This window comes from Kitasatospora sp. NPDC058063 (genome assembly GCF_042885395.1).
Lineage (GTDB): Bacteria > Actinomycetota > Actinomycetes > Streptomycetales > Streptomycetaceae > Kitasatospora > Kitasatospora lactacystinica.
Genome location: NZ_JBHVSD010000008.1, coordinates 259,185 through 282,899, shown reverse-complemented (window position 1 = coordinate 282,899; position 23,715 = coordinate 259,185). Strand labels below are relative to the sequence as shown.

The 23,715-nt window shown below is 74.9% G+C and carries 16 protein-coding genes; 10 read left to right on the top strand and 6 right to left on the bottom strand.

The genetic code is table 11. The annotated features are described in order from the left end of the window. Positions 1-16 precede the first annotated feature (16 nt). The 3 genes from treZ to glgX all read right to left on the bottom strand — a co-directional run bounded on the left by treZ (position 17) and on the right by glgX (position 6,591). Positions 17-1,789, bottom strand: coding sequence for a malto-oligosyltrehalose trehalohydrolase (treZ, locus tag ACFVUY_RS16610; protein WP_387730555.1), 1,773 nt, complete (start codon positions 1,787-1,789; stop codon positions 17-19). Further along, positions 1,789-4,296: a malto-oligosyltrehalose synthase gene (gene treY, locus ACFVUY_RS16605; protein WP_387730553.1), complete on the bottom strand. Its 2,508-nt coding sequence runs from the start codon at positions 4,294-4,296 to the stop codon at positions 1,789-1,791. Before treY ends, treZ begins: the two co-directional genes overlap by 1 nt. A 171-nt stretch (positions 4,297-4,467) precedes the next feature. After that, a complete protein-coding gene (gene glgX, locus ACFVUY_RS16600; RefSeq protein ID WP_387693349.1) occupies positions 4,468-6,591 on the bottom strand; it encodes a glycogen debranching protein GlgX in 2,124 nt (707 codons plus the stop codon). Between the two features lie 490 nt (positions 6,592-7,081). Between glgX and ACFVUY_RS16595 the strand changes: the two genes are divergently transcribed. From ACFVUY_RS16595 to ACFVUY_RS16570, 6 genes are all read left to right on the top strand, one after another. Then, positions 7,082-8,272, top strand: a complete 1,191-nt coding sequence (locus tag ACFVUY_RS16595) for an SAV2148 family HEPN domain-containing protein (protein WP_359909683.1) — start codon at positions 7,082-7,084, stop codon at positions 8,270-8,272. A gap of 47 nt (positions 8,273-8,319) precedes the next feature. Then, positions 8,320-8,505, top strand: coding sequence for a hypothetical protein (locus tag ACFVUY_RS16590; protein WP_387730551.1), 186 nt, complete (start codon positions 8,320-8,322; stop codon positions 8,503-8,505). A 64-nt stretch (positions 8,506-8,569) separates the two neighbouring features. Next, positions 8,570-9,319, top strand: coding sequence for an ABC transporter ATP-binding protein (locus ACFVUY_RS16585; RefSeq protein ID WP_387730689.1), 750 nt, complete (start codon positions 8,570-8,572; stop codon positions 9,317-9,319). After that, a complete protein-coding gene (locus tag ACFVUY_RS16580; RefSeq protein WP_387730549.1) occupies positions 9,316-11,256 on the top strand; it encodes an FtsX-like permease family protein in 1,941 nt (646 codons plus the stop codon). The genes ACFVUY_RS16585 and ACFVUY_RS16580 overlap by 4 nt, the downstream gene beginning before the upstream one ends. A 361-nt stretch (positions 11,257-11,617) precedes the next feature. After that, positions 11,618-12,319, top strand: coding sequence for an exonuclease domain-containing protein (locus ACFVUY_RS16575; protein ID WP_387693341.1), 702 nt, complete (start codon positions 11,618-11,620; stop codon positions 12,317-12,319). Then, positions 12,316-12,783, top strand: a complete 468-nt coding sequence (locus tag ACFVUY_RS16570) for a GNAT family N-acetyltransferase (protein ID WP_387693339.1) — start codon at positions 12,316-12,318, stop codon at positions 12,781-12,783. Before ACFVUY_RS16575 ends, ACFVUY_RS16570 begins: the two co-directional genes overlap by 4 nt. Positions 12,784-12,911: 128 nt before the next feature. Here the strand turns inward: ACFVUY_RS16570 and ACFVUY_RS16565 are convergent, their stop codons facing one another. The 3 genes from ACFVUY_RS16565 to ACFVUY_RS16555 form a co-directional block, all read right to left on the bottom strand. Beyond that, positions 12,912-13,979, bottom strand: coding sequence for a polysaccharide deacetylase family protein (locus ACFVUY_RS16565; protein ID WP_387730547.1), 1,068 nt, complete (start codon positions 13,977-13,979; stop codon positions 12,912-12,914). Between the two features lie 173 nt (positions 13,980-14,152). Next, positions 14,153-15,046, bottom strand: a complete 894-nt coding sequence (locus tag ACFVUY_RS16560) for an aminoglycoside phosphotransferase family protein (RefSeq protein ID WP_359909662.1) — start codon at positions 15,044-15,046, stop codon at positions 14,153-14,155. A gap of 186 nt (positions 15,047-15,232) precedes the next feature. Next, positions 15,233-17,467, bottom strand: a complete 2,235-nt coding sequence (locus ACFVUY_RS16555) for an MMPL family transporter (protein WP_387693450.1) — start codon at positions 17,465-17,467, stop codon at positions 15,233-15,235. Positions 17,468-18,039: 572 nt separating this feature from the next. Here ACFVUY_RS16555 and ACFVUY_RS16550 point away from each other — a divergent pair. From ACFVUY_RS16550 to ACFVUY_RS16535, 4 genes are all read left to right on the top strand, one after another. Further along, positions 18,040-20,229: an MMPL family transporter gene (locus tag ACFVUY_RS16550; RefSeq protein ID WP_387693335.1), complete on the top strand. Its 2,190-nt coding sequence runs from the start codon at positions 18,040-18,042 to the stop codon at positions 20,227-20,229. Between the two features lie 313 nt (positions 20,230-20,542). Further along, complete coding sequence (locus tag ACFVUY_RS16545; RefSeq protein WP_030060364.1) at positions 20,543-20,749, top strand: cold-shock protein; 207 nt, start codon at positions 20,543-20,545, stop codon at positions 20,747-20,749. Between the two features lie 159 nt (positions 20,750-20,908). Beyond that, on the top strand, positions 20,909-22,579 hold the full coding sequence (locus tag ACFVUY_RS16540; protein ID WP_387693332.1) for a DEAD/DEAH box helicase: 1,671 nt from the start codon (positions 20,909-20,911) through the stop codon (positions 22,577-22,579). A 365-nt stretch (positions 22,580-22,944) separates the two neighbouring features. Beyond that, positions 22,945-23,658 (top strand): ricin-type beta-trefoil lectin domain protein, encoded by a 714-nt coding sequence (locus ACFVUY_RS16535; RefSeq protein ID WP_387693330.1) that lies wholly within the window; start codon positions 22,945-22,947, stop codon positions 23,656-23,658. The last annotated feature ends 57 nt before the right edge of the window (positions 23,659-23,715 follow it).

The following is a 23,715-nucleotide window of genomic DNA, read 5'->3' as shown; positions in this document are numbered from 1 at the left end:
ACGGTGGGCCCGGCCGCTACGGTGAGCCCGTCGTGCCGGTGAGCGTCCGGCCGGGCTGCACGGCGACGACCGCCACCGCGTCCGCCGCCAGCCGCACCGCCGTCCCCTCCAGCTCCGCCGCCCCGAAGGCCGCCACCACCTCGCGCCCGGTGGCCCCGAGCGGCAGCACGGCCCCGTCCGGCCCGAGGTTGACGGCGATCCGGTACGGCCCCCGGTGCACCACCAGCCGGCCCGCCGCCTCGTCGAAGTCCGCGCGCACCGCGCCGAGGTCGGGGTCGGACAGCTCCGGGCGCTCGCGCCGCAGCCGGATCAACGTCCGGTACCACGTGAGCAGTTCGGCATGGGGGGCGCGCCGGAGCTCGGTCCAGTCGAGGACCGAGCGCAGCACGGTGGCCGGCTCCTGGGGGTCGGGGACGGCCTCGGCGGCCCAGCCGTGCCCGGTGAACTCCCGGCGCCGGCCCTGCCGGACGGCCTCGGCGAGGTCCGGGTCGGTGTGGTCGGTGAAGTACTGCCAGGGGGTGGCGGCGCCCCACTCCTCGCCCATGAAGAGCATCGGGGTGAACGGTGAGGTGAGCACCAGTGCCGCGCCGCAGGCGAGCCGGCCGGGGGAGAGGCTGGTGGAGACGCGGTCCCCCAGTGCCCGGTTGCCGACTTGGTCGTGGGTCTGGAGGTAGCCGAGCAGCCGGTGGCCGTTGCCGGGCGGGGTGAACGGGCGTCCGTGCCGGCGGCCGCGGAACGAGGACCAGGTGCCGTCGTGGAAGAACCCGCGGGTGAGCGTCTTGGCGAGGGCGGCGAGCGGCGCGTGCGCGAAGTCCCCGTAGTAGCCCTGGGATTCGCCGGTGAGCGCGCAGTGCAGGGCGTGGTGGAAGTCGTCGCTCCACTGCGCGGTGATGCCCTGTCCGCCCGCCTCGGGCGGGGCGGTGGTGGCCGGGGTGTTGAGGTCGGACTCGGCGATCAGGAACAGCGGCCGGTTGGTGGCGACCGCCAACCTCCCCACCTCGGCGGAGAGTTCCTCCAGGAAGTGGACGGCCCGGTCGTCCGCGAGGGCGTGCACGGCGTCCAGCCGCAGTCCGTCGATCCGGTAGTCGCGCAGCCAGGCCAGCGCACTGCCGATCAGGTAGGCGCGCACCTCGTCCGAGCCTGGCGCGTCCAGGTTGACCGCCGAGCCCCACGGGGTGTGGTGCCGGTCGGTGAAGTACGGGCCGTACGCGGGAAGGTGGTTGCCGGACGGGCCGAGGTGGTTGTGCACCACGTCGAGCACCACCCCGAGGCCCTTGCGGTGGGCGGCGTCCACGAAGCGCTTGAGCCCCTCGGGCCCGCCGTAGGGCTCGTGGACGGCCCAGAGCGAGACCCCGTCGTAGCCCCAGCCGTGCCGGCCGGGGAACGGGCAGACCGGCATCAGCTCGACGAAGTCCACACCCAACTCGACCAGGTGGTCCAGGCGTTCGGCGGCGGCGTCGAAGGTGCCGCGGGCGGTGAAGGTGCCCACGTGCAGCTCGTACAGCACCGCGCCGGGCAGCGCCCGGCCGCGCCGGCCGGGCCGCGACCAGCGGAACGCGGCGTGGTCCACCGCGCGGCTGGGACCCTCCGGGCCGTGCGGCTGCCGGGCCGAGCGCGGGTCGGGCAGCGGCGGGCCGTCGTCCAGCCGGAAGGCGTAGTCGCCCGCCGGGGCCTCGCCGGACCACCAGCCGTCCCGGTCCGGGCAGCGGGCCAGGTCGTAGGCGAAGCCGTTGACGTCGACCCGCACGCGGGAGGCGGCGTTGGGCGCCCACACCTGGTAGCGCGGCATCAGTCCCTCCTCGTCAGCAGGGCCACCGGCAGGGCCGCCAGCAGCTCCGCCACCGGCACCGTGCCCGCCGGGAGGCCGCGCCCGGTCAGCTCGTCCGTCCAGGGCCCGCCGGCCGGCAGCTCCAGCACGGTGTCGCGCCAGCCGCCGGCCCGCTCCAGCCCGTACGGCAGCCGGGTGACGGCGGTGACCACGTTCCCGCCCCGGGCGAAGGCCAGCAGGTGGTCGCCGGCGGGGCCCGCGGCGTGCAGCGGGCGGTACGGGCCGAGCGGGCGGGCGCGGCGCAGGTGCAGCGCGGTGGTGGTGAGGTGCAGCTTCTCCCGGGCGAGGTCGCCGGGGCGCGGCGCGGCCGCGTCGGTGAGCCGCACGGCGAGCGCGCCGAAGTCCACCACGCCCCGGTTGTCCGGGTCGACCAGGGTGTACAGCGGCTCCTCGCTGCCCTGGTAGAGGTCCGGCACGCCCGGCACGGTGAGGTGCAGCAGCGCGGCGGCCAGGGTGTTGGCGCGGGCGTACGGGGCGAGGGCGTGGACGGCGCCCTCGATCCGGGGGAGCAGCCCGGGGTTGGCGTGGACCGCGCGGGCGCGCTGCTCCAGGGCCTGCTCGTAGCGGGGGTCGGGGGTGGTCCAGGAGGTGTGGAGCTTGGCCTCGCGGGCGGACTTGAGCAGGGCGGCGACCAGCCGGTCCGGGTCGATCGGCCAGGCGGCGACCAGGGTGTGCCACAGCAGCCAGTCGGCGTCCGGGTCGAAGCCGGGGCCGGCGGCGGTGGACCAGGCGGCGGCCTCGGCGGCCCAGGCGTCCGGCCGCTCGGCGAGCACGGCGAGCCGGGCCCGGGCGTCGGCGCTGCGCTTGGTGTCGTGGGTGGAGAGCACCGTCATGCTGTGCGGCCAGGTGCGTTCCAGGTAGCGGCACCAGTCGTGGAAGTCCGCGGGGCGCAGTCCGGGCCGGGCGGGCTCGCCGCCGACCTCGTTGAGGCCGGGCAGGGCGTTCCAGCGGTAGAAGGCGGTGTCCTCGACGCCCTTGGCGGCCACCGCGGCGGCGGTCTGGGCGAAGCGGGTGCAGAACTCGTCCTTGTCGGCGCCCCGGCCCAGCTCACCGAGCGCGAGCGCGGCCACCAGCCGGTCGGTCGGGTCGGCGGAGCCCTCCAGGGCGGCCCGCAGCTGCTCCGCCGAGGCGGCCGGGACCGCCTCGCCGGGCCGGGCGTACGGCCGGTACGCCGGGTAGCCGGTGAGCAGCCGGCCGAGCGCGGCGCGCAGCTGCCCCGGCGAGTGGTCGGCGTGCGCGGGCTCGGCGGCGCCGATCCGCAGCGCGATCCGCACCAGCCGGTCGACCTCGGCGGCGAGTTCGCCGTCCGGCCCGGCCATGTCGGCCCGCCCGCGCCGGGCCTCGGCGACGGCGGGGTGCGGGTCCGCGCAGAGGTCCCGGACCGGGCCGCCGTGCCGGAAGGACTCGTAGGCCCCGGCCAGCCGGCAGGCGCCCGCGTGGTCGGTGAGCACGCCGTCGATCCGGCGCAGCGCGTCGTAGCCGGTGGTGCCGGCCACCGGCCAGTCCTCGGGCAGCCGCTCCTCGCCGGTGAGGATCTTCTCGACCACGACGTACGCCCCGGCCGCGCCCCCAGCCTGCCCGGCGGTGGCCCCCGGCGTCCCGCCGGTGGCCGCTGCCAGCCGCCGCAGGTAGCCGCGCGGGTCGGCGAGCCCGTCCGGGTGGTCGATCCGGAAGCCGTCCAGGACACCGTCCGCGTGCAGCCCGAGCAGGACGGCGTGGGTGGCGGCGAACACCTCCGGGTCCTCGGCCCGCAGGGCGATCAGCTCGTTGACGGTGAAGAAGCGCCGGTAGTTGAGCTCGGTGCGGGCCAGGCGCCACCAGGCGAGCCGGTACCACTGGCGGCCGAGCAGCTCGGGCAGCGGCAGCTCCTCGGTGCCGGGGCGCAACGGCAGCTCGTGCTCGTGGTAGCGCAGCACTCCGCCGGCCGGGCGGCCGGGAGGCGCCCCCGCGGCGTCCACCGTGAGCTGGCCCAGGACGGCGCCCAGCCGGTCGCCGAGCAGCGGCAGCAGCACCCGGCCGCGCCCGGGGGCGTCGGCGGGGCCGGCCTGGGCGGTCCAGTCGATGTCGAACCAGCGTGCGTACGGCGAGTCGGGACCGTCGCGGAGCACCTGCCACAGCGGCCGGTTGAGCCGTTCGGGGGCGGGCACGGCCATGTGGTTGGGCACCACGTCGGCGATCAGCCGCAGGCCGTGGCGGTGCGCGGCGGCGGCCAGTTCGCGCAGCGCCGGCTCGCCGCCGAGTTGCTCGCTGATCCGGGTGTGGTCGACGGTGTCGTAGCCGTGGGTGGAGCCGGGGACGGCCTCCAGCAGCGGGGACAGGTGCAGGTGGGAGACGCCGAGGGCGGCCAGGTAGGGGACGGCGCCGGTGGCGTCGCGGAGGGTGAAGCCGGGCTGGAGCTGGAGGCGGTACGACGACGAGGGGACGGTGGCGGCCGGGCGGGGCTGCGCGGGCTCGGCGGCGGGGGTCATAGCTCCATAGGTACCCGGGGGAGGCCGCCGCCAAGACCCGCTGCTGGCCCGAACAGGTGACCGCCCCCGGCCGTCCGAAGGGCCCGCGCCGCGTTCGGCGACCGGCCCGGCCGGGCGCCGCGGCACCGCCGGCACGCCCCCGGCCGGGCGCGCCGGTACGGACCGGAGTGCCTAGGCGGGCCGCTGCAGCACCATCAGCGAGCGGTCGGTGAGCCAGAGGGCGTCCCCCGCCTTGACGCGGGCGCCCGTGCCGGGGGCGGGCAGCCGGGGCCGGGCGGTGTCGACGACGACCCGCCACTCCTGCCCGTGGTCGGCGGGCACGGTGAACTCCAGCGGTTCGGAGTGGGCGTTGAACATCAGCAGGAAGGAGTCGTCGACGATCCGGCCGCCGCGCCGGTCCGGTTCGGAGATCGCGTAGCCGTTGAGGAAGACGGTCAGCGACTTGGCGTAGCTGGCGCCCCAGTTGCGCTTGGTCATCTCCTCCCCGGTCGGGGTGAACCAGGCGATGTCGGTGAGGTCGTCGAAGCCGCCGGAGGCGGACACCGGCCGCCCGTGGAAGAACCGCCGCCGCCGGAACACCGGGTGGTCGCGGCGCAGCCAGATCATCCCCTGGGTGAACTCCAGCAGCCGCGCCTGCGGCCCGTCGCCCTCGGGCCAGTGCACCCAGGTGAGTTCGTTGTCCTGGCAGTAGGCGTTGTTGTTGCCCAGCTGGGTGCGGCAGAGCTCGTCGCCGTGCGAGAGCATCGGCACGCCCTGGGAGAGCATCAGGGTGGCGATGAAGTTGCGCTGCTGGCGCTCCCGCAGCTCCTCGACGGCCGGGTCGGCGGCGGGGCCCTCGACGCCGCAGTTCCAGGAGCGGTTGAAGGACTCGCCGTCCCGGTTGTCCTCGCCGTTGGCCTCGTTGTGCTTCTCGTTGTACGAGACCAGGTCGCGCAGGGTGAAACCGTCGTGGCAGGTCACGAAGTTGATCGAGGCGATCGGGCGGCGGCCGTCGTCCTGGTAGAGGTCGGCGGAGCCGGTGAGCCGGGAGCCGAACTCGGCGAGGGTGGCGTTCTCGCCGCGCCACAGGTCCCGCACGGTGTCCCGGTACATGCCGTTCCACTCCGTCCACAGCGGGGGGAAGTTGCCCACCTGGTAGCCGCCCTCGCCGAGGTCCCAGGGTTCGGCGATCAGCTTGGCCTGGGAGACCACCGGGTCCTGCTGGACCAGGTCGAAGAAGGAGGACAGCCGGTCCACCTCGTGGAACTGCCGGGCGAGGGTGGCGGCGAGGTCGAAGCGGAAGCCGTCCACGTGCATCTCGGTGACCCAGTAGCGCAGCGAGTCCATGATCAGCTGGAGCACGTGGGGGCTGCGCATCAGCAGGCTGTTGCCGGTGCCGGTGGTGTCCTCGTAGAAGCGCTGGTCGCGGGCGAGGCGGTAGTAGGAGACGTTGTCCAGGCCGCGCAGCGACAGCGTCGGGCCCAGGTGGTTGCCCTCGGCGGTGTGGTTGTAGACGACGTCCAGGATCACCTCGATCCCGGCCGCGTGCAGCGCCTTGACCATGGACTTGAACTCCTGCACCTGCTGGCCGCGGTCGCCGTTGGAGGAGTAGGAGGAGTGCGGGGCGAAGAAGCCGACGGTGTTGTAGCCCCAGTAGTTGGCGAGGCCGAGGTCCCGCAGCCGGTGGTCGCGGACGAACTGGTGCACCGGCATCAGCTCGATCGCGGTGACGCCGAGCTTGGCCAGGTGCTCGATCACCGCCGGGTGGGCCAGGCCCGCGTACGTTCCGCGGATCTCCTCGGGGATGCCCGGGTGCAGCCGGGTCAGGCCCTTGACGTGGGCCTCGTAGATGACGGTGCGGTGGTAGTCGGTGCGCGGCGGCCGGTCGGTGCCCCAGTCGAAGTACGGGTTGATCACCACCGAGTGCATGGTGTGCGGGGCGGAGTCCAGGTCGTTGCGGCGCTCGGGGGCGCCGAAGTGGTAGCCGTAGACCGACTCGTCCCAGTCGATGTGCCCGCTCATCGCTTTGGCGTACGGGTCCAGCAGCAGCTTGGCGCTGTTGTGCCGCTGGCCCAGGCCGGGGTTGTACGGGCCGTGCACGCGGAAGCCGTAGCGCTGGCCGGGCTGGACGCCCGGGAGGTAGGCGTGCCGGACGAAGGCGTCCGTCTCGCGCAGCTCGACGGCCGTCTCGGAGCCGTCCTCGGCGATCAGGCACAGCTCGATCCGGTCGGCGCTCTCGGAGAACACGGCGAAGTTGGTGCCGGCCCCGTCGTAGGTGGCGCCGAGCGGGTAGGGCGTACCGGGCCAGACCTGCATGACTTCTCAACTTCCTTGCTGCCGACGGAAACTGACGTGTGCTCCGACAACGGGACCGGCCGCCTGCCGGGGCCCGGACGCTCTCTTCCCGGCCGGGCGGCCGGGCATGTGCGTGACCGTGCGCCGTGACGCACGGCACAGCCGCCGTGACGCGCGGCACAGGGCATACTCCCCGAGCCCCTCCCCGGGGGCCGGGACATCCGGCCCGGGTTGGGCCGAACGAGCGCCCGTCGGGCATTCGTGTGAAGAGTGCTCCGGTGGTGCGGGAGGGGCCCCGCGCATCCGGCTGCGATCGGCTCGCGGCGGGCAGTACCCTTGATCGTCCGGCCGCCCGGGGCGGGCCGACAGGCTTTCGACGGTCCCCGCGCCCGCGGGGGCCGGCCGCAGCAACCAGATGAGGTGGCGCATGGTGTTCCCCGCCGGCGGCCGCGGTTCCGGGCCCGGCGGCCCCGACCGGGGCGCGACCCGCAGCGAGGCGCCCACGGTGGTCATGCGTCCCACCCTGACCGGCCGGGCCCTGGTGCCCGCCCAGGGCGGCCCGGTCGAGATACCCGCACTGGCCTGGTCGGCCGGCGAATGGGAGGACGCCTACCAGCGGGTCCGGCTGTCCGGCCGCGCCTACGTCTGGCTCAACCTGGTCGAACAGCGGCTGCGCGCCCTGGTCGACGAGGTGCTGCACCCGATCTACGCCCCCGCCCACGGCGAGGACTGGGTCACCGCCGCCGCCGGGCCGGCCGGCGAGGAGTGGGCCCACCGGGCCGGGGCCGTGCGCGAGGTCAGCCGCCGCAAGGGCTACCTCCTCGACCCGGCCGACGACGACCCGCTGGTCTTCCTCACCCTGCCCCAGCTGCGCGAACTGATGGTGCAGCACTGGCCCTGCTTCGAGCCCTACCTGGCCGACCGGCGCGAGATCGAGCTGGCGCTCGACGAGCTGGAGGTGGCCCGGCACGTGGTCTCCCGCAACCGGGTGCTCACCCAGACCGTGCTGGCCCAGACCGAGCGGGCCGCCGCCCGGCTGCTGGCCGTCCTGGACGGGGGCGCCGGCGGGGTGCCCGCCGACGTGGTCGAGTCCCTGGTGGCCGGCCGGTACGCGGACGTCGTCGCCGTGCACGCCGACCGGGTCCGGCTCCAGCGCGACCTCCCCGTCGAGGACCTGCTGGACGGCGCCCGGCGCCTCGACGCCCTCGGCATCGGCCTCGGCATGCTCTGCCAGAACTACACCGGCAAGCGCCTGGTGCGCCTGGCCGGCGAAGGCTGCCGGGTGCGGCTGCTCTTCCTCAACCCGGCGAGCAGTGCGGTGCGCCGCCGCGAACGCGAACTCGGCCTCGGCCGCAGCGAGTTGTCGCGCTCCATCGAAATGAACATCATGCACGTGCGGCGGGTGCGGGCCCGGCTGCGGGACCAGGGCGGCTTCGAGATCCGGGTCTTCGACGAGACCCCGCGCTTCACCGCCTACCTGGTCGAGGGCCCCCGCACGGCCGGCCAGGCGGGCGGCCGCCGGCAGGGCCGCGACCTCGGCGTCATCCAGCCCTACCTGCGCCGCGCCCGCGGCATGGAGTCCCCGGCCCTGGTGCTGCGCGGCGGCGCCGGCCAGCAGCCCGGCGGCACCGAGGCCGGACTGCTGGAGGTCTACCGCGAGGAGTTCGAGGGCGTGTGGGCCGACTCCCGGCCGGTGTCCTGACGAAAACGGCTGGTCGGGGCGGTGACGCGGCTGCCGGACTGCGGGCCGTGACCATCGACCCCGACCGGAGCCTGCGCCCCGCCGCACCCGAGGACCTCGAAGCCGTCACGGACCTCAAGGCCCAGGTCATGCGCGCCGACCCGGAACGCCTCGGCCGCCGGGACCCGGCCCGCACCGCCCCGTCGGCGGCGCCGGAGTCCGCGCCGAAGTCCCCGTCGGGGCACGGCGGCTGACGGCATAACGATTCCCCCAAAGCACCTGGTCAGGGCCGTGGCCACCGTGGTAGGTGTGGCTGCTGTGAAGATCACGGGGGAGAACGGGGCCGTCCTGCGCCTCGACGACGTACACCGCACCTACGGAACCGGCCCGGAGGCCGTACGGGCGCTCAGGGGGGTGGACGTCGAGTTCGCCCGCGGCGGCTTCACCGCCGTCATGGGCCCCTCCGGCTCCGGAAAGAGCACCCTGCTGCAGTGCTGCGCCGGCCTCGACCGGCCCGACAGCGGCCGGGTCACCCTGGACGGGGCCGACCTCGGCGCACTGGGCGAGACCGAAGTCACCGTGCTGCGCCGCCAGCGGATCGGCTTCGTCTTCCAGGCCTTCAACCTGGTCGGCTCGCTCACCGCCGAACAGAACGTCGGGCTGCCGCTGCGGCTGGCCGGCTGCCGCCCCGACCCCGCGCAGGTGCGCCGGGCACTCGCCCAGGTCGGCCTCGGCGAGCGCGCCGGACACCTGCCCTCCCAGCTCTCCGGCGGCCAGCAGCAGCGCGTCGCGATCGCCCGCGCGCTGATCACCCGGCCGCGCATGCTGTTCGCCGACGAACCGACCGGCGCCCTCGACTCCGCCAGCAGCCGCGACGTCCTCGCCCTGCTGCGCGACCTCGTCGACCAGGAGGGCCAGAGCACCGTCATGGTCACCCACGACCCGGTCGCCGCCGCCTACGCCGACCGCGTGCTCTTCCTCGCCGACGGCCGGATCGTCGACGACCTGCCCCACCCCACCGCCCAGCACGTCGCCGAGCGGATGACCGCCCTGGAGACGGCGGCATGACCTCGATCACCACCCTGCTGCCGGTCGCCACCGCGAGCCTGCGGCGGCGCAAGTCCGCCTTCGCCGGCTCCTACGTCGCCCTCACCCTCGGCGTCCTGCTCGTCGCCACCACCGGCAGCCTGCTCCACGACACCGCCGGCGACGACTCCCCGCTCGGCGCGCCCTCCCTGCACAAGGTGCTCCAGTTCACCGCCGCGATGGCCGCCTTCGTCGCCGTCTTCGTCGTCGCCGGGACCTTCGCCTTCGCCGTCGCCCAGCGCCGCCAGGAGATCGCGATGCTGCGCGCCGTCGGCGCCACGCCCCGGCAGATCGTCTGGCTGATCACCGGCGAGGCCGCCGTCGTCGCCCTCGCCGCCGCCGTCAGCGGCTGCCTGCTCTCGCTGCCCGGCGCACCCGCGCTCGCCGCCTGGCTGGTCGCCCGCGGCGCCGCCCCCGACGGATTCACCGCACACCCCGCCGCCGGGCCGATGCTGCTCGCCGCCGCCGTCGGCCTCCTCGTCGCCCTGCTCGGCGCCGTCACCGCCGCCCTGCGGGCCGGCCGGGTGCGCGCCGTCGAAGCGCTCGGCGACGCCGCCGCCGACCGCGCGGCCATGACCCCGCTGCGCTGGACCTGCGCGCTGCTCGGCCTCACCGCCCTGGCCGGCACCGTCGGCTACTACCTGGCCGCACCCACCATGACCCCCGCCCCCGGCGACCAGCCCGACGACCCGCAACTCGCCTCCCAGTGGGTGCTCGGCGCCGACCTGCTCGCCATCACCGCGCTCGCCCTGTTCGCACCGGCCGTCGTACCGCCGCTGCTGCGACTGCTCAGCGCCCCGCTCGCCCGGGCCGTCGCCGCCGCCCCGCTGCTCGCCCGGCAGAACGCCCTCACCGCCGTGCGCCGCACCGTCTCCACCGCCACCCCGGCCTTCCTCGCCATCGCGCTCACCGGCACCGTGGTCGGCTCCACCGCCGCCTTCGCCGACGCCATGACCGCCCAGAACCGGGCCCTCGCCGCCGCCGCGTACGTGCTGCGCCCCGGCGGCGCCCCACTGCCCGCCGACGCCGCCCACCGGCTCACCGCCGCCCGCCCCGGACTGCACGCCACCGCCACCACCGCCACCGTGGTCACCGGCCTCGGCGCCGCCGCCCCCGCCTTCGACGACCACGGCGAGGACTCGCCCGCGAGCGCGCCGTCCGCCGCCACCGTCGTCGACGGCGACCTCGCCACCGCCTGGACACTGCCCGCCGTCGCCGGCAGCGCCGCCGACCTGCGCGGCGCCACCCTCGCCGCCTCCACCGACCAGGTCCGCGGCCACGGCTGGAAACTCGGCGACCAGGTCAACCTGCGCCTCGCCGACGGCACCGTCACCAGCCTGCGGCTCGCCCTCGTCTACCGCACCCAGCTCGGCCTGGACGAGGTCCTGCTCAGCGGCGACGCCGTCGCCGGCCACCTGGCGGGCGCCCGCCCCGCCGCCGTCCACCTCGACGCCGAACCGGCCGACCGGCTCGGCGGCACCCTCACCGACGCCCACGACCCCGGGCCCGACCCCGGCGCCCACTACGCCTGGATCGCCACCACCACGATCCTCGGGCCCGCCCTGCTCTACGCGCTGATCGCGATCGTCAACACCATGGTGATGAGCACCGCCGACCGCCGGCGCGACTTCGGCGTGCTGCGGCTGGCCGGGACGGTGCGCCGCCAGGTCACGTGGATGGTCGCGCTGGAGGCCGTCCTGGTCGTCGCCACCGCCGCGCTGCTCGCCCTCGCCGTCACCGCGCTCACCCAGTACGGCACCACCGCCCTGCTCAACCACCGCATCCTGGCCGGCCGGGCCACCGTCGCCCTGCGGCTGCCCTGGGCACCGCTCGGCGCCGGCACGGCCCTGTGCCTGCTGCTCGCCGTCGCCTCCAGCGTCCTCCCCAGCCGCCTCGCCCTCGCCACCCCGCCCCGCTAGCCCACCCCGCCCCGCTAGCCCCGTCCGCCCCGTCCGCCCCGTCCGCCCCGGTCGCACCCCGCGACCGGGGCGGTCGGCATGACGGGCTCCCAGCACTCCCACCGGTTCACCGCGGCCGGGCCGGGCGGCTCGACATCACCGCCGGACGCCCGGCCCGGCGCCCTTCGCGCCGGCCGCGAACGGTGCGGCACCGGGCCGACGCGGGGGCACGGGCAGGACCGGGGCACCGCTCGGGGGCGGCCCCTTCGCCCGCGCCCCGGGCCCGGGCGGGCCCGTGACCGGGCTCCCCGCGGGCCGGGTTGTCGGTGGGCCGGGTGATGATAGGGGCTGTTTCGAGAGGCAGGACGGAAGGACACACCTGATGAGCTGGTGGCAGCAGCCACTGGTCGGCTTCGACCTGGAGACCACGGGCACCGACCCGGCCGTGGACCGCATCGTCACGGCCGCACTCGTGGACACCGTCGGGGCCGCCCGGGTGGGCGCCGCGCACTGGCTGCTCGACCCCGGGGTGCCGATACCCGCCGAGGCGGCGGCGATCCACGGGATCGGGGACGAGGTGGCGCGGAGCAAGGGCAGGCCGGCGAAGGAGGCGGTGGAGGAGATAGCCGCCGCGCTGTGCGAGCGGATCGCCGACGGGCGGCCGGTGGTGGCGTTCAACGCGCCGTTCGACCTGTCGCTGCTCGACGCCGAGCTGCGCCGGCACGGGCTGGCGACGCTCGCCGAGCGCCTGGGCAGGCCGGTCGGGCCGGTGCTGGACGCGCTGGTGATCGACCGGGCCGTGGACAAGTACCGCAAGGGCTCGCGCACCCTGCAGCGGGTCTGCGAGCTGTACGGGGTGGAGCTGACGGACGCCCACGAGGCGGGCAGCGACGCGCTCGCCGCCGTGCGGGTCGCCGTCGCGCTGGCCGGGCGCTACCCGGCCGAGGTGGGGGCGCTGGAGCCCGCCGAGCTGCACCGCCGGCAGATCGACTGGTACCGGCAGTGGGCCGAGGGCCTCCAGGACTGGCTGCGCCGCGGCAAGGACCCGCAGGCGGTGGTCGACCCGCGCTGGCCCGCCCGGTGACGGCCGTGCGGCCCGCGCGCCCCGCCGACCTGCCCGGCTTCCTCGCCCTCGCCGCCGAGGTCGAGCACTGGTTCGGCCCGATGGTCGCCGAGCCGGGGTTCCACCGTGCGGTGCGCGCCGGCATCGACGGGGGCCGGGCGACCGTCGCCGAGGACGGCGAGGGGCTGCTCGGCGGCCTGCTGTTCGGCGCCGCGGGCCCGGGGCCGTACCACCTGCACTGGCTGGTGGTGGCCGGGCGTGCCCGGGGCACCGGTGTCGGCCGGGGGCTGGTCGAGGACGTGCTGCGCCGTCATGTCCGGGGCCCGGCCGCCGTCGAGGTGGTGACCTTCGGCCCGGACCACCCGGGCGCGGTGGAGAGCGGCGCCCGGGTCTTCTACGAGCGGCTGGGTTTCACCCCGGCCGAGGCCGCCGCCCCGGGTCCGGAGGGCGGCTCCCGGCAGGTCTACCGGCTGCGCGTGCCCTGACGCGCCCGGACGTCCGCGGTACGGGAGCCGTCCGCGGTACGGGAGCCGGGGACGCGGGGAGAGCGGGGGAGAGCGGGAGAAACGCCCGGAGCGTTCCGGGCGGAGCCGAGGCCCCGACGGCCCCGGCCCTACGCGGCCGGGAAGTCGAAGGTGTAGCCCTGGGCGACCAGCCAGGGCAGCAGCTGCTTGAGCGCGGCCACGGTCTGGCTGCGGTCGCCGCCGCCGTCGTGCATCAGGATCACGCCGCCGGGCCTGAGCTGCTTCTGCACGGCCGAGACGATGGCCGGCGTGCCCGGACGCGCCCAGTCGCGCGGGTCGACGGACCAGCCGAGGGAGGACATCCCGAGGCTCGCGGTGATGTGCTCGTTGTCGGCGTTGAAGCCGCCGCCCGGGGCGCGGAACCAGCCGACCTCGGTGCCGGGGCCGCCGGCCTGGACGATCATGTTCCGGGCGTCGGTGATCTCGGCCACGGCCTTGTCGTGCGGGAGCTTGGCGAACGGCTGCGGGTGGTGGACGCTGTGGTCGCAGAGCCGGTGCCCGGCGGCCAGGACGCGCTTGACCATGGCGGGGTTGGCGGCGGCGTTCTGGCCGATCTGGCAGAAGGTGGCCTTGACGTGGTACTGGGCCAGCAGGTCGAGGATCTGGCCGGTGGCCGGGCCGGGGCCGTCGTCGAAGGTGAGCGCCACGGTGCGGCCGCCGGAGGCGGTGGAGCCGATCACGGTGCCCGCCCCGGTGTGCGGGGACGGCGCGGCGGGCGCGGTGGGCGAGGACGGCGTGGCGCTCGGGGTGACCGGTGGGGCCTGGGTGGCCGGAGCGGTGGGCGTGGGGGGCGTGGCGGGCGTGGTCGGCACGGTGGAGACGGGGGAGCCCGTGGCCGCGGTCGGCCTCGGCTTCGCCGGCACCGCCGGTGCGGAGGCGGCCGGTGCGGAAGCGGCCGGGGAGCCCGTGCCCGGTGGCACGGCGTCCGATCCGGGCGCCGGCGCACCAGTGGTCGCCGCCGTCCCGCCCGGTTCGGTGGCGGCCGGCGACTGCGTCCCGGACGGCGCCGCCGCGCTCGGCGGCCGGAGCGCCCCGCTGGCGGTCCCGCACGCGGCCAGCCCCAGGGCGGCGGCCACCGCGACGCAGCCCGCGAGCAGCCGGCGCCTGGATCGGGACGGTCGGGTCGGGGCGGAGGGGCGGCGGGCGGTCCGGTGCATGGCGGCGGCTCCTGAGGTGCGAGTGCGGTGCCGATCTCTCGGGTCAGGACGACTGTCCGACAGGACGCCGATCGTACGTTCCGCGGTTGCGGACCGGACCGACCCGCCGTAAGAGTCTTCTCACACTCGCCCCGCTGGCGGCCCCGCCGCTCCGCGGGTAACGGGGAGGGCCGTCAGAAGGGGTACCAGCGCACCTCGGTGGCCCCGTCCCGCAGCGAGTCGACCCGGCGCCGGAACTCCTTCAGCGCGGCCGGGTTGCTGGCCGCCTGCTGCGCCACCCAGGAGGCGCTGGCGGTCTCCCGGGCGCCGCGCAGCACCGTGAAGCCGGGCCACTCGCGCACGTCCCAGCCGTACGCCCCGGTGAACGCGCGGTACTCCTCGACGGGCACGCCGTAGCGGTCCTGGCTGAGGGCGAGGACCACCAGGTCGTGCTCGCGCAGGTCGTTCGCCATGAACTCCAGGTCGAGCAGCACCGGCCCGTCCGGACCGATGTGGAGGTTGCGCGGCAGCGCGTCGCCGTGGATCACCCCGGGGTGCAGCTGCGGGACGAGGTCGGGCAGGGCGGCCGCGAAGGCGTCCCGGCGGTGGCGCAGGAAGGCGACGTCCACCGGGTCCACGTGGCCCTCGGCGGAGGCCAGCCAGCGCTCGACCGGGGCCAGCAGGTCGCGCCGGCCGAGGGTGAAGGGGGGCAGCGGCAGCTGGTGCAGGGCGTGCAGCAGCGGGGCGAGGTCGACCGGGCGGGCGGGCCGGACGGCGGGCGCGAGCCGGTGCCAGAAGGTGACCGGGTGGCCGTCGGCCAGCTGCGGCTCGGGCGCCACCGCGTCGTACGGGCGGACCACCGGGACGTCCTGGCCGGCCAGCCAGTGGGCCAGGGCCAGTTCGCGGTGGGCCCGGTCGTACAGCTCGGGGCCGCGGCCGACCTTGGCGACCACGGCCGGGTCGCCGAGGTCGAAGACGGCGTTCTCGCCGAGCGCGAGCAGCGTGGCCCCGTCGGGGGCGGCCAGCCCGGCCGACTCGCAGGCCCGGGCGAGCAGCAGCCGGGCGCGGCCCTCGTCGAAGGGGATCATGACTGGGTTTCCGTTCCGCCGACGTTCATCCGGGGAACCCCGGACGGTGATCATCATGACGCAAGGACGCCGGGCCCCGCGCGCTGCGGAGCCCGGCGTCGGGCGGGTCGGAGGAGGCTTGGACGGGTCCCGGACGGGTCTCGGAGCGGTCGGGGACGCCGGGCCTCCGGGGGTGCCGGGGGAGGCTCAGACCTCGGCCCGGTGGCGCGCCCCCTGCGCCGGGGCGGCCGGCGGCCCGTGCGGGGCCCGGTCGGCGCCGGTCGGCGGGACGGACTCGCCGTGCGAGAGGTCCGGCAGCCAGTTCAGCCAGCGCGGCAGGTACCAGTTGCGCTCGCCGAGCAGGGTCATCACCGAGGGCAGCAGCACCGCGCGGATCACCGTGGCGTCGATCAGCACCGCGACCGCCAGGCCCACGCCCATCTGCTTCATCACCTGCATGGACAGCGAGCCGAAGACCGAGAACACCGCCACCATGATCACCGCGGCGCTGGTGACCACCCCGGCCGTGGAGCGGATGCCGTGGGCGATCGCGTCCCGGGTCGGCAGGCCGCGGTCGTGGCCCTCCTTGATCCGGGAGACCACGAAGACGTGGTAGTCCATCGAGAGTCCGAAGAGGATCACGAAGAGGAACAGCGGCACCCAGGACTCCACCGCGCCGACCCCGGCGGTGCCCAGCAGCGAGGCGCCCATGCCGTGCTGGAACACCAGCGTCAGCACCCCGTACGCGGCGCCCACCGAGAGCAGGTTGAGCACCACGGCGGTGACGGCGACGACCGGGGAGCGGAACGAGGTGAGCATCAGCAGGAAGGCGAAGACCACCACGAAGCCGAGGACCAGCGGCATCGAGCCGGTCATCTTCCGGTTGAAGTCGTACGAGCCGGCGGTCTGGCCGGTGACCGGGGCCTCGGTGCCGGGCACCGCGAGCACGGTGGCGGGCACCAGGTCCTCGCGCAGGCTCCGCAGGGCTTCGTTGCTGGTGGCGTCGTTGCCGGTGCCGTTGAGCGGGATGTCGACGGTGGCCACGTTCTTGTCGGGGTGCACGGTGACCTCCACCGGGCCGTGCATCCGTCCGCCGGCCAGCGCCCTGGCCTTGAGCTCGGCGATCGCGGCGGTCATCGCGGGGGAGTCGATGTCGGTGGCCCTGATCACCACGGTGGCGGGGGCGGGGCTGCCGGGGAAGGCGGCCTCGATCTTCTGCGAGGCGGCGACCAGGGCGTTGCCCGCGGGCAGCTGCTGCTGGAAGGTCAGCTTGGCGGTGTGCATGGTGAGCAGCGGTGCGGCCACGGCCAGCAGGAAGGCGCCGGCGAGGACGGTGGCGGCCAGCGGGTGGCGCAGCACCGGGGTCAGCACCGCGTTCCAGAACCGTCCGCCGCTCCGGTCCCCGGCGGCCGGGCGGCGCGGCCTGGCGAGGAACGGCACCCGGCCCTTCTCGACCCGGTCGCCGAGCATCGACAGCAGTGCGGGCAGCACGGTGAGCGAGCCGAGCACGGCGGTGATCACGACCACGATCGTGGCGAAGGCCATCGCCTTGAAGGTGGCGATCCCGGTGAGGAACATGCCGGCCATGGCGACCACCACGGTGACGCCGGAGACCAGTACGGCCCGGCCGCTGGTGGCGGCGGCCACGGCCAGCGCGGTGGCGGCGTCGCGCCCGGCGGCCCGTTCCTCGCGCTCGCGGCGCAGGTAGAAGAGGCAGTAGTCGACGCCGACGGCGAGGCCGACCAGCAGCATCACCGAGGAGGCGTCGCCGCTGGTGTGCAGGAATCCGCTGCTGAGGGCGACCAGCCCGGCGGCGGCGACGAAGGCGGTGAGCGCGAGCACCACCGGCAGCACGGCGGCGACCAGCGCGCCGAAGGCGATCAGCAGGATGCCGAGGGCGAGCGGCACGGCCGTCCACTCGGCGCGGGCGAAGTCGTTCGTGAGCTGGTCCTGCATCCACTTGCCGGAGCTGGCGTCGCCGAGCTGGACCACGGTGAGGTCGGGGTGCTGCCGCTGCACGCCGGCCACCGCGTCCAGCACCGGCTGGACGTGGTCCGGCGCCTGCTCGCGGTCGCCCTTGAGCGTCAGCGTCACGAGCGCGGAGTGGCCGTCCGCGGAGACCGCCCGGGTGTCGTACGGCGAGCGGACCTCGGCGGCCTCGCCGGTGCCGTTCACCGCGGCGATCACCTGGCCGACGGCGGCGCGGAACTCCGGGTCGTCGGCGTTGCGGGTGGTGCTCTGGACCAGGACGGTCTCGCCCGCCGGGCTCTGCAGCCCGGCCTCGTCGAGGATCCGCGCGGCCCGGGAGACCTGTCCGGGGATCGACTCGGCCTCGGTCACCTTGGTGCTGCCGTGCGCGGTGCCGAGCGCGGCGGCCAGGACGACGAAGAGCAGCCAGCCGAACACGGCGGTCTTGCGGTGCCGGGCGCTCCAGGCGCCCATGGCGGCCGCCGGGCCGAGTCTGGACTTCACGGGCTTCACGGTGGGTCTTCCCCCCTGGGAGAGCGGCGGTGGTCGCCGGACGGGAGCGGCGGCGGCCCTGGGTCGGGGGAGCCGCCGGTCGCGGTGCGCCGGCTGCTGTCCGGCGTCCCGATCGACAGTAGGGAAGCGGGGGTTGACGGGTAATCCGGCTGGCGGGTGGCCCTCTCCTGGTGTTGTCCTCGGGGCCGGGGTGGGGTTTTCCCTACCCCCGGACCCCGAGACCTCCTCCTGGGGGGTAGGGGATGCGCCTCCACCCTGAGGGGGAGATGGATCCACCCGGAGCACGAGGTCAAGAGGGCTGTGGGCGGGGGAAACTGGGGCGGGGCCGCTTCGGGGCGGCCTACGGGGGTTGAAGCACACGGGGGCTCCTTGCCGGGCGGCAAGCAAGTGCTCGTAGGATGATGCCCCAGATCCACTTACCTGCCGACCGGCAAGGGAGTGCCCGCCGGGCATTCCCCGAGCCGGTCCTGCCGTCGCCCAGCGTCCCGTCCCCCAAGGGCTGCGGTGAACCATGCCCAGGAGGCATCACGAGCATGTTCCACCGACTAGGACAATTCGTCGTTCGCCGTGCGTGGTGGGTGATCGCCGCATGGGTCGTCGCGATGGTCGCCATCGTCGCGACGGCGCCGAAGATCACCGCGCAGACGGACGAGGCGTCGTTCCTCCCCAAGCACTACGAGTCGATCCAGGCCGCCGCGCTCCAGGAACAGGCGTTCCCGGCCAGCTTCACGCCGTCCGCGCTGGCACTCTTCGAGCGCAACGACGGCGGGGCGCTGAACGAGGGCGACAAGGCCGCGATGGCCAAGATCGTCCAGGGCCTCACGGACAAGAAGATCGAGGCGGTCGAGAAGATCATCCCGGTCGGCGAGCAGACCACGTCCAAGGACGGCAAGTACGCGCTCGCGCCGATAGCCATCGACAAGACCAAGCAGCAGGACCCCAAGGTGTTCGGCGACGTCGCCAAGCACCTCCGCGAGGAGGGCAAGGCACTCAGCGCGGGGACCGACGTCAAGTTCCAGCTCGGTGGCGCCGCCGCCCAGTCGCTGGACCAGCAGGACGCCTCCGGCTCGGCCGACGCCCTCATCGGACTGGCGACGATCGTCCTGGTCGCGATCATCGTCGGGATCATCTTCCGCAGCATCCTGGCCGGCCTGCTGCCGCTCCTGGTCTCGCTCGTGGTCGCCATGCCGACCTCCAACGGCCTGATCAACTACGCCACCAAGGCCTTCGGCCTCGAAAGCACCCCGATACTCTCGGCGATCCTGATCGTCGTCGTGCTCGGCGTCGGCACCGACTACTTCCTCTTCCTGGCGTTCCGCTACCGCGAGCGGCTGCGGGCCGGTGACGACCGCAAGGAGGCCGTGGCCAACGCGGTCGGGCGGGTCGGCGAGGCGATCGCCTCGGCCGCCGGCGCGGTCACCGTCGCCTTCGCCGTGCTGATCCTCTCCAGCCTGGGCATGTTCAAGGCCCTCGGCCCCGCACTGGCCATCGCCGTGGTGGTCACCGCCCTCGCCTCGCTCACCCTGGCCCCGGCCCTGCTCGCGGTCATCCCGGCCCGTGCCGTGTTCTGGCCGGGCAAGAAGTGGATGCGGGAGCCGAACGACGCGCGCTTCGCCGCGCTCGGCCGGATGGTGCAGAAGCGCCCGGCGGTGGTCGCGCTCGCCTCCGGCGGCGTGCTGCTGGCGCTGTCCGTCGGCGCCCTGGGCTACAACGGCACCTTCGACCTCGCGGGCAGTTCCATGCCCAAGGAGAAGGAGTCGATGGTCGTCCAGGACAAGATGATCAACGGCTTCTCCGCCGGTGCGGCCGACCCGACCCACGTCTTCCTCACCAGCACCACCGGCGCCAAGCTCGACCCGGGCGCGTTCGACTCCTACGCCGCCAAGCTCGGCGAGGTCTCCGGAGTGGCCCAGGCCGCGCCGAAGCCCCAGCTCAGCGCGGACGGCGTGACGGCCGACTTCACCGTCATGCTGAAGGACAAGCCGGACAGCAACGAGGCGATCGCGACCCTCACCCGGCTCCGGGAGGCCGCGCACGGCCAGGTACCGGCCGGGACCGAGGCGAAGGTCGGCGGCCTGACCGCCATCTACAAGGACATCAACCTCGCGATGACCCACGACTACAAGTTGGTCTTCCCGATCGCGGGTCTGCTGATCCTGCTCATCCTCGGCCTGCAGCTGCGCAGCGTCGTCGCCCCCTGGTACCTGATGGCCTCGGTCGGCCTGGGCTTCACCGCCACCCTCGGCGCCACCACGCTGCTCTTCCAGAACCTCGGCGGCGAGACCGGCCTGATGTTCATGCTGCCGATCCTCATCTACCTCTTCGTGGTGGCGATCGGCACCGACTACAACATCCTGATCATCGCCCGCCTCCGCGAGGAGGCCCGCGAGGGCCGCAACCCGCGCGAGGCCGCGCGCGAGGCGCTGCGCCACGGCGGCCCGACCGTCGCGGCGGCCGGCTTCATCCTGGCGGCGTCCTTCGCGACCTTCATGCTCGCGGGCAACATCTTCATGCTGGAGTTCGGCTTCGCGATGGCCTTCGGCATCATCCTGGCCGCCTTCGTGATGGCGATGTTCTTCACCCCGGCGCTCACCGCGCTGATCGGCAACAAGGCCTGGTGGCCCGGCCACGGCGCCGACCCCGGCCACGGTCACGGCCACGGCGAGGGCCCGGACCCGCTGCCCGGCGCGCACGGCGTGCCGGAGCCGGCCGGCCGGCGCTGACCCGACCGGTCGGCCCGGTCCGACCGGGTCCGCGAGGACAGGCGGCGTCCCGCTTCGGCGGGGCGCCGCTGCCCCTTTGCCGGAGCCGCCAAACGTGATCTCCGAGGCGGAAAATCCCCGGTCACGCCCGGTTCCACCGTGCTACAGTCGATGCAGTTGCAGTTTTGGTTCCCATGAACGTGGTGTGCGCCTGCTGGTTCCAACCGACAGGCGCATTTGTTTTGTCCGGTGTTTCAGTCTCCGGATGGGGATCGCGGCTACTTGGGGATCCACGAGGTGTGGGTCCCTGATGCCCCAGTTAGAGGAGACGGTTATGGCTACCGGCACCGTGAAGTGGTTCAACAGCGAAAAGGGCTTCGGCTTCATCGAGCAGGATGGTGGCGGCGCCGACGTGTTCGCCCACTACTCGAACATCCAGGCTCAGGGCTTCCGTGAGCTGTTCGAGGGCCAGAAGGTCGAGTTCGACGTCACCCAGGGCCAGAAGGGCCCGCAGGCCGAGAACATCCAGATCATCGGCTGACGTCAGCTCCACGCTGACTCGCGATCATCGCGAAGCGGGGGCCCGCACCGCACGGTGCGGGCCCCCGCTCATGCCGCCGTACGGCCGGGGCGGCACACGCAAATCTCCGACGGCCGACCAGCCCGCAGCCCGGGCTGCCGACCGACCGACGGAGCTCCCGTGACCACCCCTGCCCGCCCGCCGCGCGACCGCGGCCCCCGCACCACCGACCAGGCCCGCCGCACCGCCGGCGGCGACCGCCCGCGCAAGCCGCGCAACCGCGCCGGCGCCCCCAAGCAGGGCCGCCCCGCCGCCGTGCCCGAGGCCACCGAGTTCACCGTGGTCCAGGGCACCCCGCCCCGGCCCCCGGCGGCCTCCTTCGCCGAGCTGGAACTGCCCAGGGGGATCCTCTCCGCGCTCACCCGCGAGGGCGTCACCGAGCCCTTCCCGATCCAGGCCGCCACGCTGCCCGACTCGATCGCCGGGCGCGACGTCCTCGGCCGCGGCCGCACCGGCTCCGGCAAGACCCTGGCCTTCGGCCTGCCGCTGCTCGCCCGCACCGCCGGGCGCCGTGCCGACGCCCGGCACCCGCTGGCGCTCGTGCTGGTGCCCACCCGCGAGCTGGCGCAGCAGGTCACCGAGGCGCTCACCCCGTACGCCACCGCCGTCAACCTGCGGATCACCACCGTCGTCGGCGGCATGTCGATCAACCGGCAGGCCAACGCGGTGCGCCGCGGCACCGAGGTGCTGGTGGCCACCCCGGGCCGGCTGGACGACCTGATCGGGCGCGGTGACGTCAACCTCTCCGACGTCGCGATCACGGTCCTCGACGAGGCCGACCAGATGGCCGACATGGGCTTCCTGCCGCAGGTCAGCAAGCTGCTGGAGCAGGTCGCCGAGGGCGGGCAGCGGATGCTGTTCTCCGCCACCCTGGACCGCAACGTCGACCGGCTGGTCAAGCGCTTCCTCGCCGACCCGGTGACCCACTCGGTCGACCCCTCGGCCGGCGCGGTCAGCACCATGGACCACCACGTCCTCCAGCTGGAGCAGACCGACAAGGTCTCCGCCACCGCGCACATCGCCTCCCGCGACGGCCGCGTGATCATGTTCGTGCACACCAAGCACGGCGCCGACCGGCTGGCCAAGCAGCTGCTCGCCAACGGCGTGAAGGCCGCCGCCCTGCACGGCGGCAAGTCCCAGCCGCAGCGCAACCGGGTCCTGGACCAGTTCCGGGACGGCCACGTCACCGCGCTGATCGCCACCAACGTCGCCGCCCGCGGCATCCACATCGACGGCCTGGACCTGGTCGTCAACGTGGACCCGCCGGTCGACCACAAGGACTACCTGCACCGCGGCGGCCGAACCGCCCGGGCCGGCGAGTCCGGGACGGTCGTCACCCTGGTGCTGCCCGAGCAGCGCCGCGAGGTCAACCGGCTGATGACGGTCGCCGGCATCCGCCCGACCGTCACCAAGATCCGCCCGGGCGACGCCGACCTGGCCCGGATCACCGGCGCCCGCACGCCCAGCGGCGTCGCGGTGACGCTGGCCGTACCGGTCGTCGCGGCCCAGGCCGGGTCCGGCGCCAAGGACGGCGCCGACAAGCCCGCCGGGGCCAAGTCCGGTGCCCCGCGCCGCCGCTCCGGCAAGCGCTCCGCGCTGCCCGCCGACGTCGACATGAACGGCAACCCGCGCCGCCCCCGCCCCAAGCAGCGCATGGGCGCCGCCGCCCAGGGCGACCGCCCGCAGGCGGCCGGCTTCATCGGCCGCTCCTCGGGCCGCGCCAAGCCCGGCAGCGGCTCCAAGTCCGGCTCCAACTACGGCACCGGCCGCCAGCGCCGCAAGACGGACTGACGTCCTTCCGTTCCGACGACGGCCCGGTTCCCCAGGGGGGAGCCGGGCCGTGCGCTGTCCGGTCGGCCCGGCGATCCGCCCGGCCCGTCCGGGAACGTCCCCGCTTCCGCGGCCCGCCCGGGAACGTCCCCGCTTCCGCGGCCCGGCCCCTCGACGGCCCGGCCGTGCGGACCCGGCGAAACTGCCGCCCGGGACGACGTCCCTGCTCAGGCCCACCGCACCCGGCAGCTGCCGGTGATCTGCCGGTTGACGGCCGACCGCGCACCCCCGAGTCTTTCACGCGGCCCACACATCCGACGCACCGTCACCGACGGGGCGTGGACGGTGAGTCGACGTGATTCCCCGATTCGGAAGGACGACCTCCCATGCGCCGAACCTCCGCCCTGCTGACCACCGCCCTGCTCGCCGGGGCCGCCGCCGTGGTGGCACCGGCCACCGCCGCCCAGGCCGCCCCCGCCTGCGCCGCCTACACCTCCGCCTGGAACGCCGTCGGCAGCTGTAGCGGCCTCGACCCGATGCAGACCTGGACCGTGACGGCCAACTGCCTCTACTGGAACTCCACCCACACCGTGCAGTTCTCCCGCCCCGCCATCGGCGGCCTGGGGATGGGCGACGGCACCGTGTCCGCCTCCTGCATGATCGGCGACTCCGTGATGTTCCCGCGCGTCGTCCTCGGTGCCGCGCCGCCGGCCGGCCCGACCGGCCAGATCACCGGCTACGTCAACAAGTGCGTCGACGTGCGGGGCGCCAACCTCGGCAACGGCACCGCCGTCCAGATCTACGACTGCAACGGCTCGGTCGCGCAGAAGTGGCGGATCGGCGTCGACGGCACTATCCGCGCGCTCGGCAAGTGCCTGGACGTGTCGGGCGGCAACACCGGCAACGGCACCAAGGTCCAGATCTGGGACTGCAACGGCACCGGCGCCCAGCAGTGGCAGGCCCGGGCCGACGGCTCGCTGCTCAACCCGCAGTCCGGCCGCTGCCTGGACGACCTGGGCTTCGCCACCGAGAACGGCAACCAGCTCGGCATCTGGGACTGCAACGGCGCCGCCAACCAGAAGTGGAACCTCCCGGTCTGACGGCCGTCCCCGGTCCGCCGCTCCCGGTCCGCCGCCCCCGCGCCGTGCGGCGGCGGC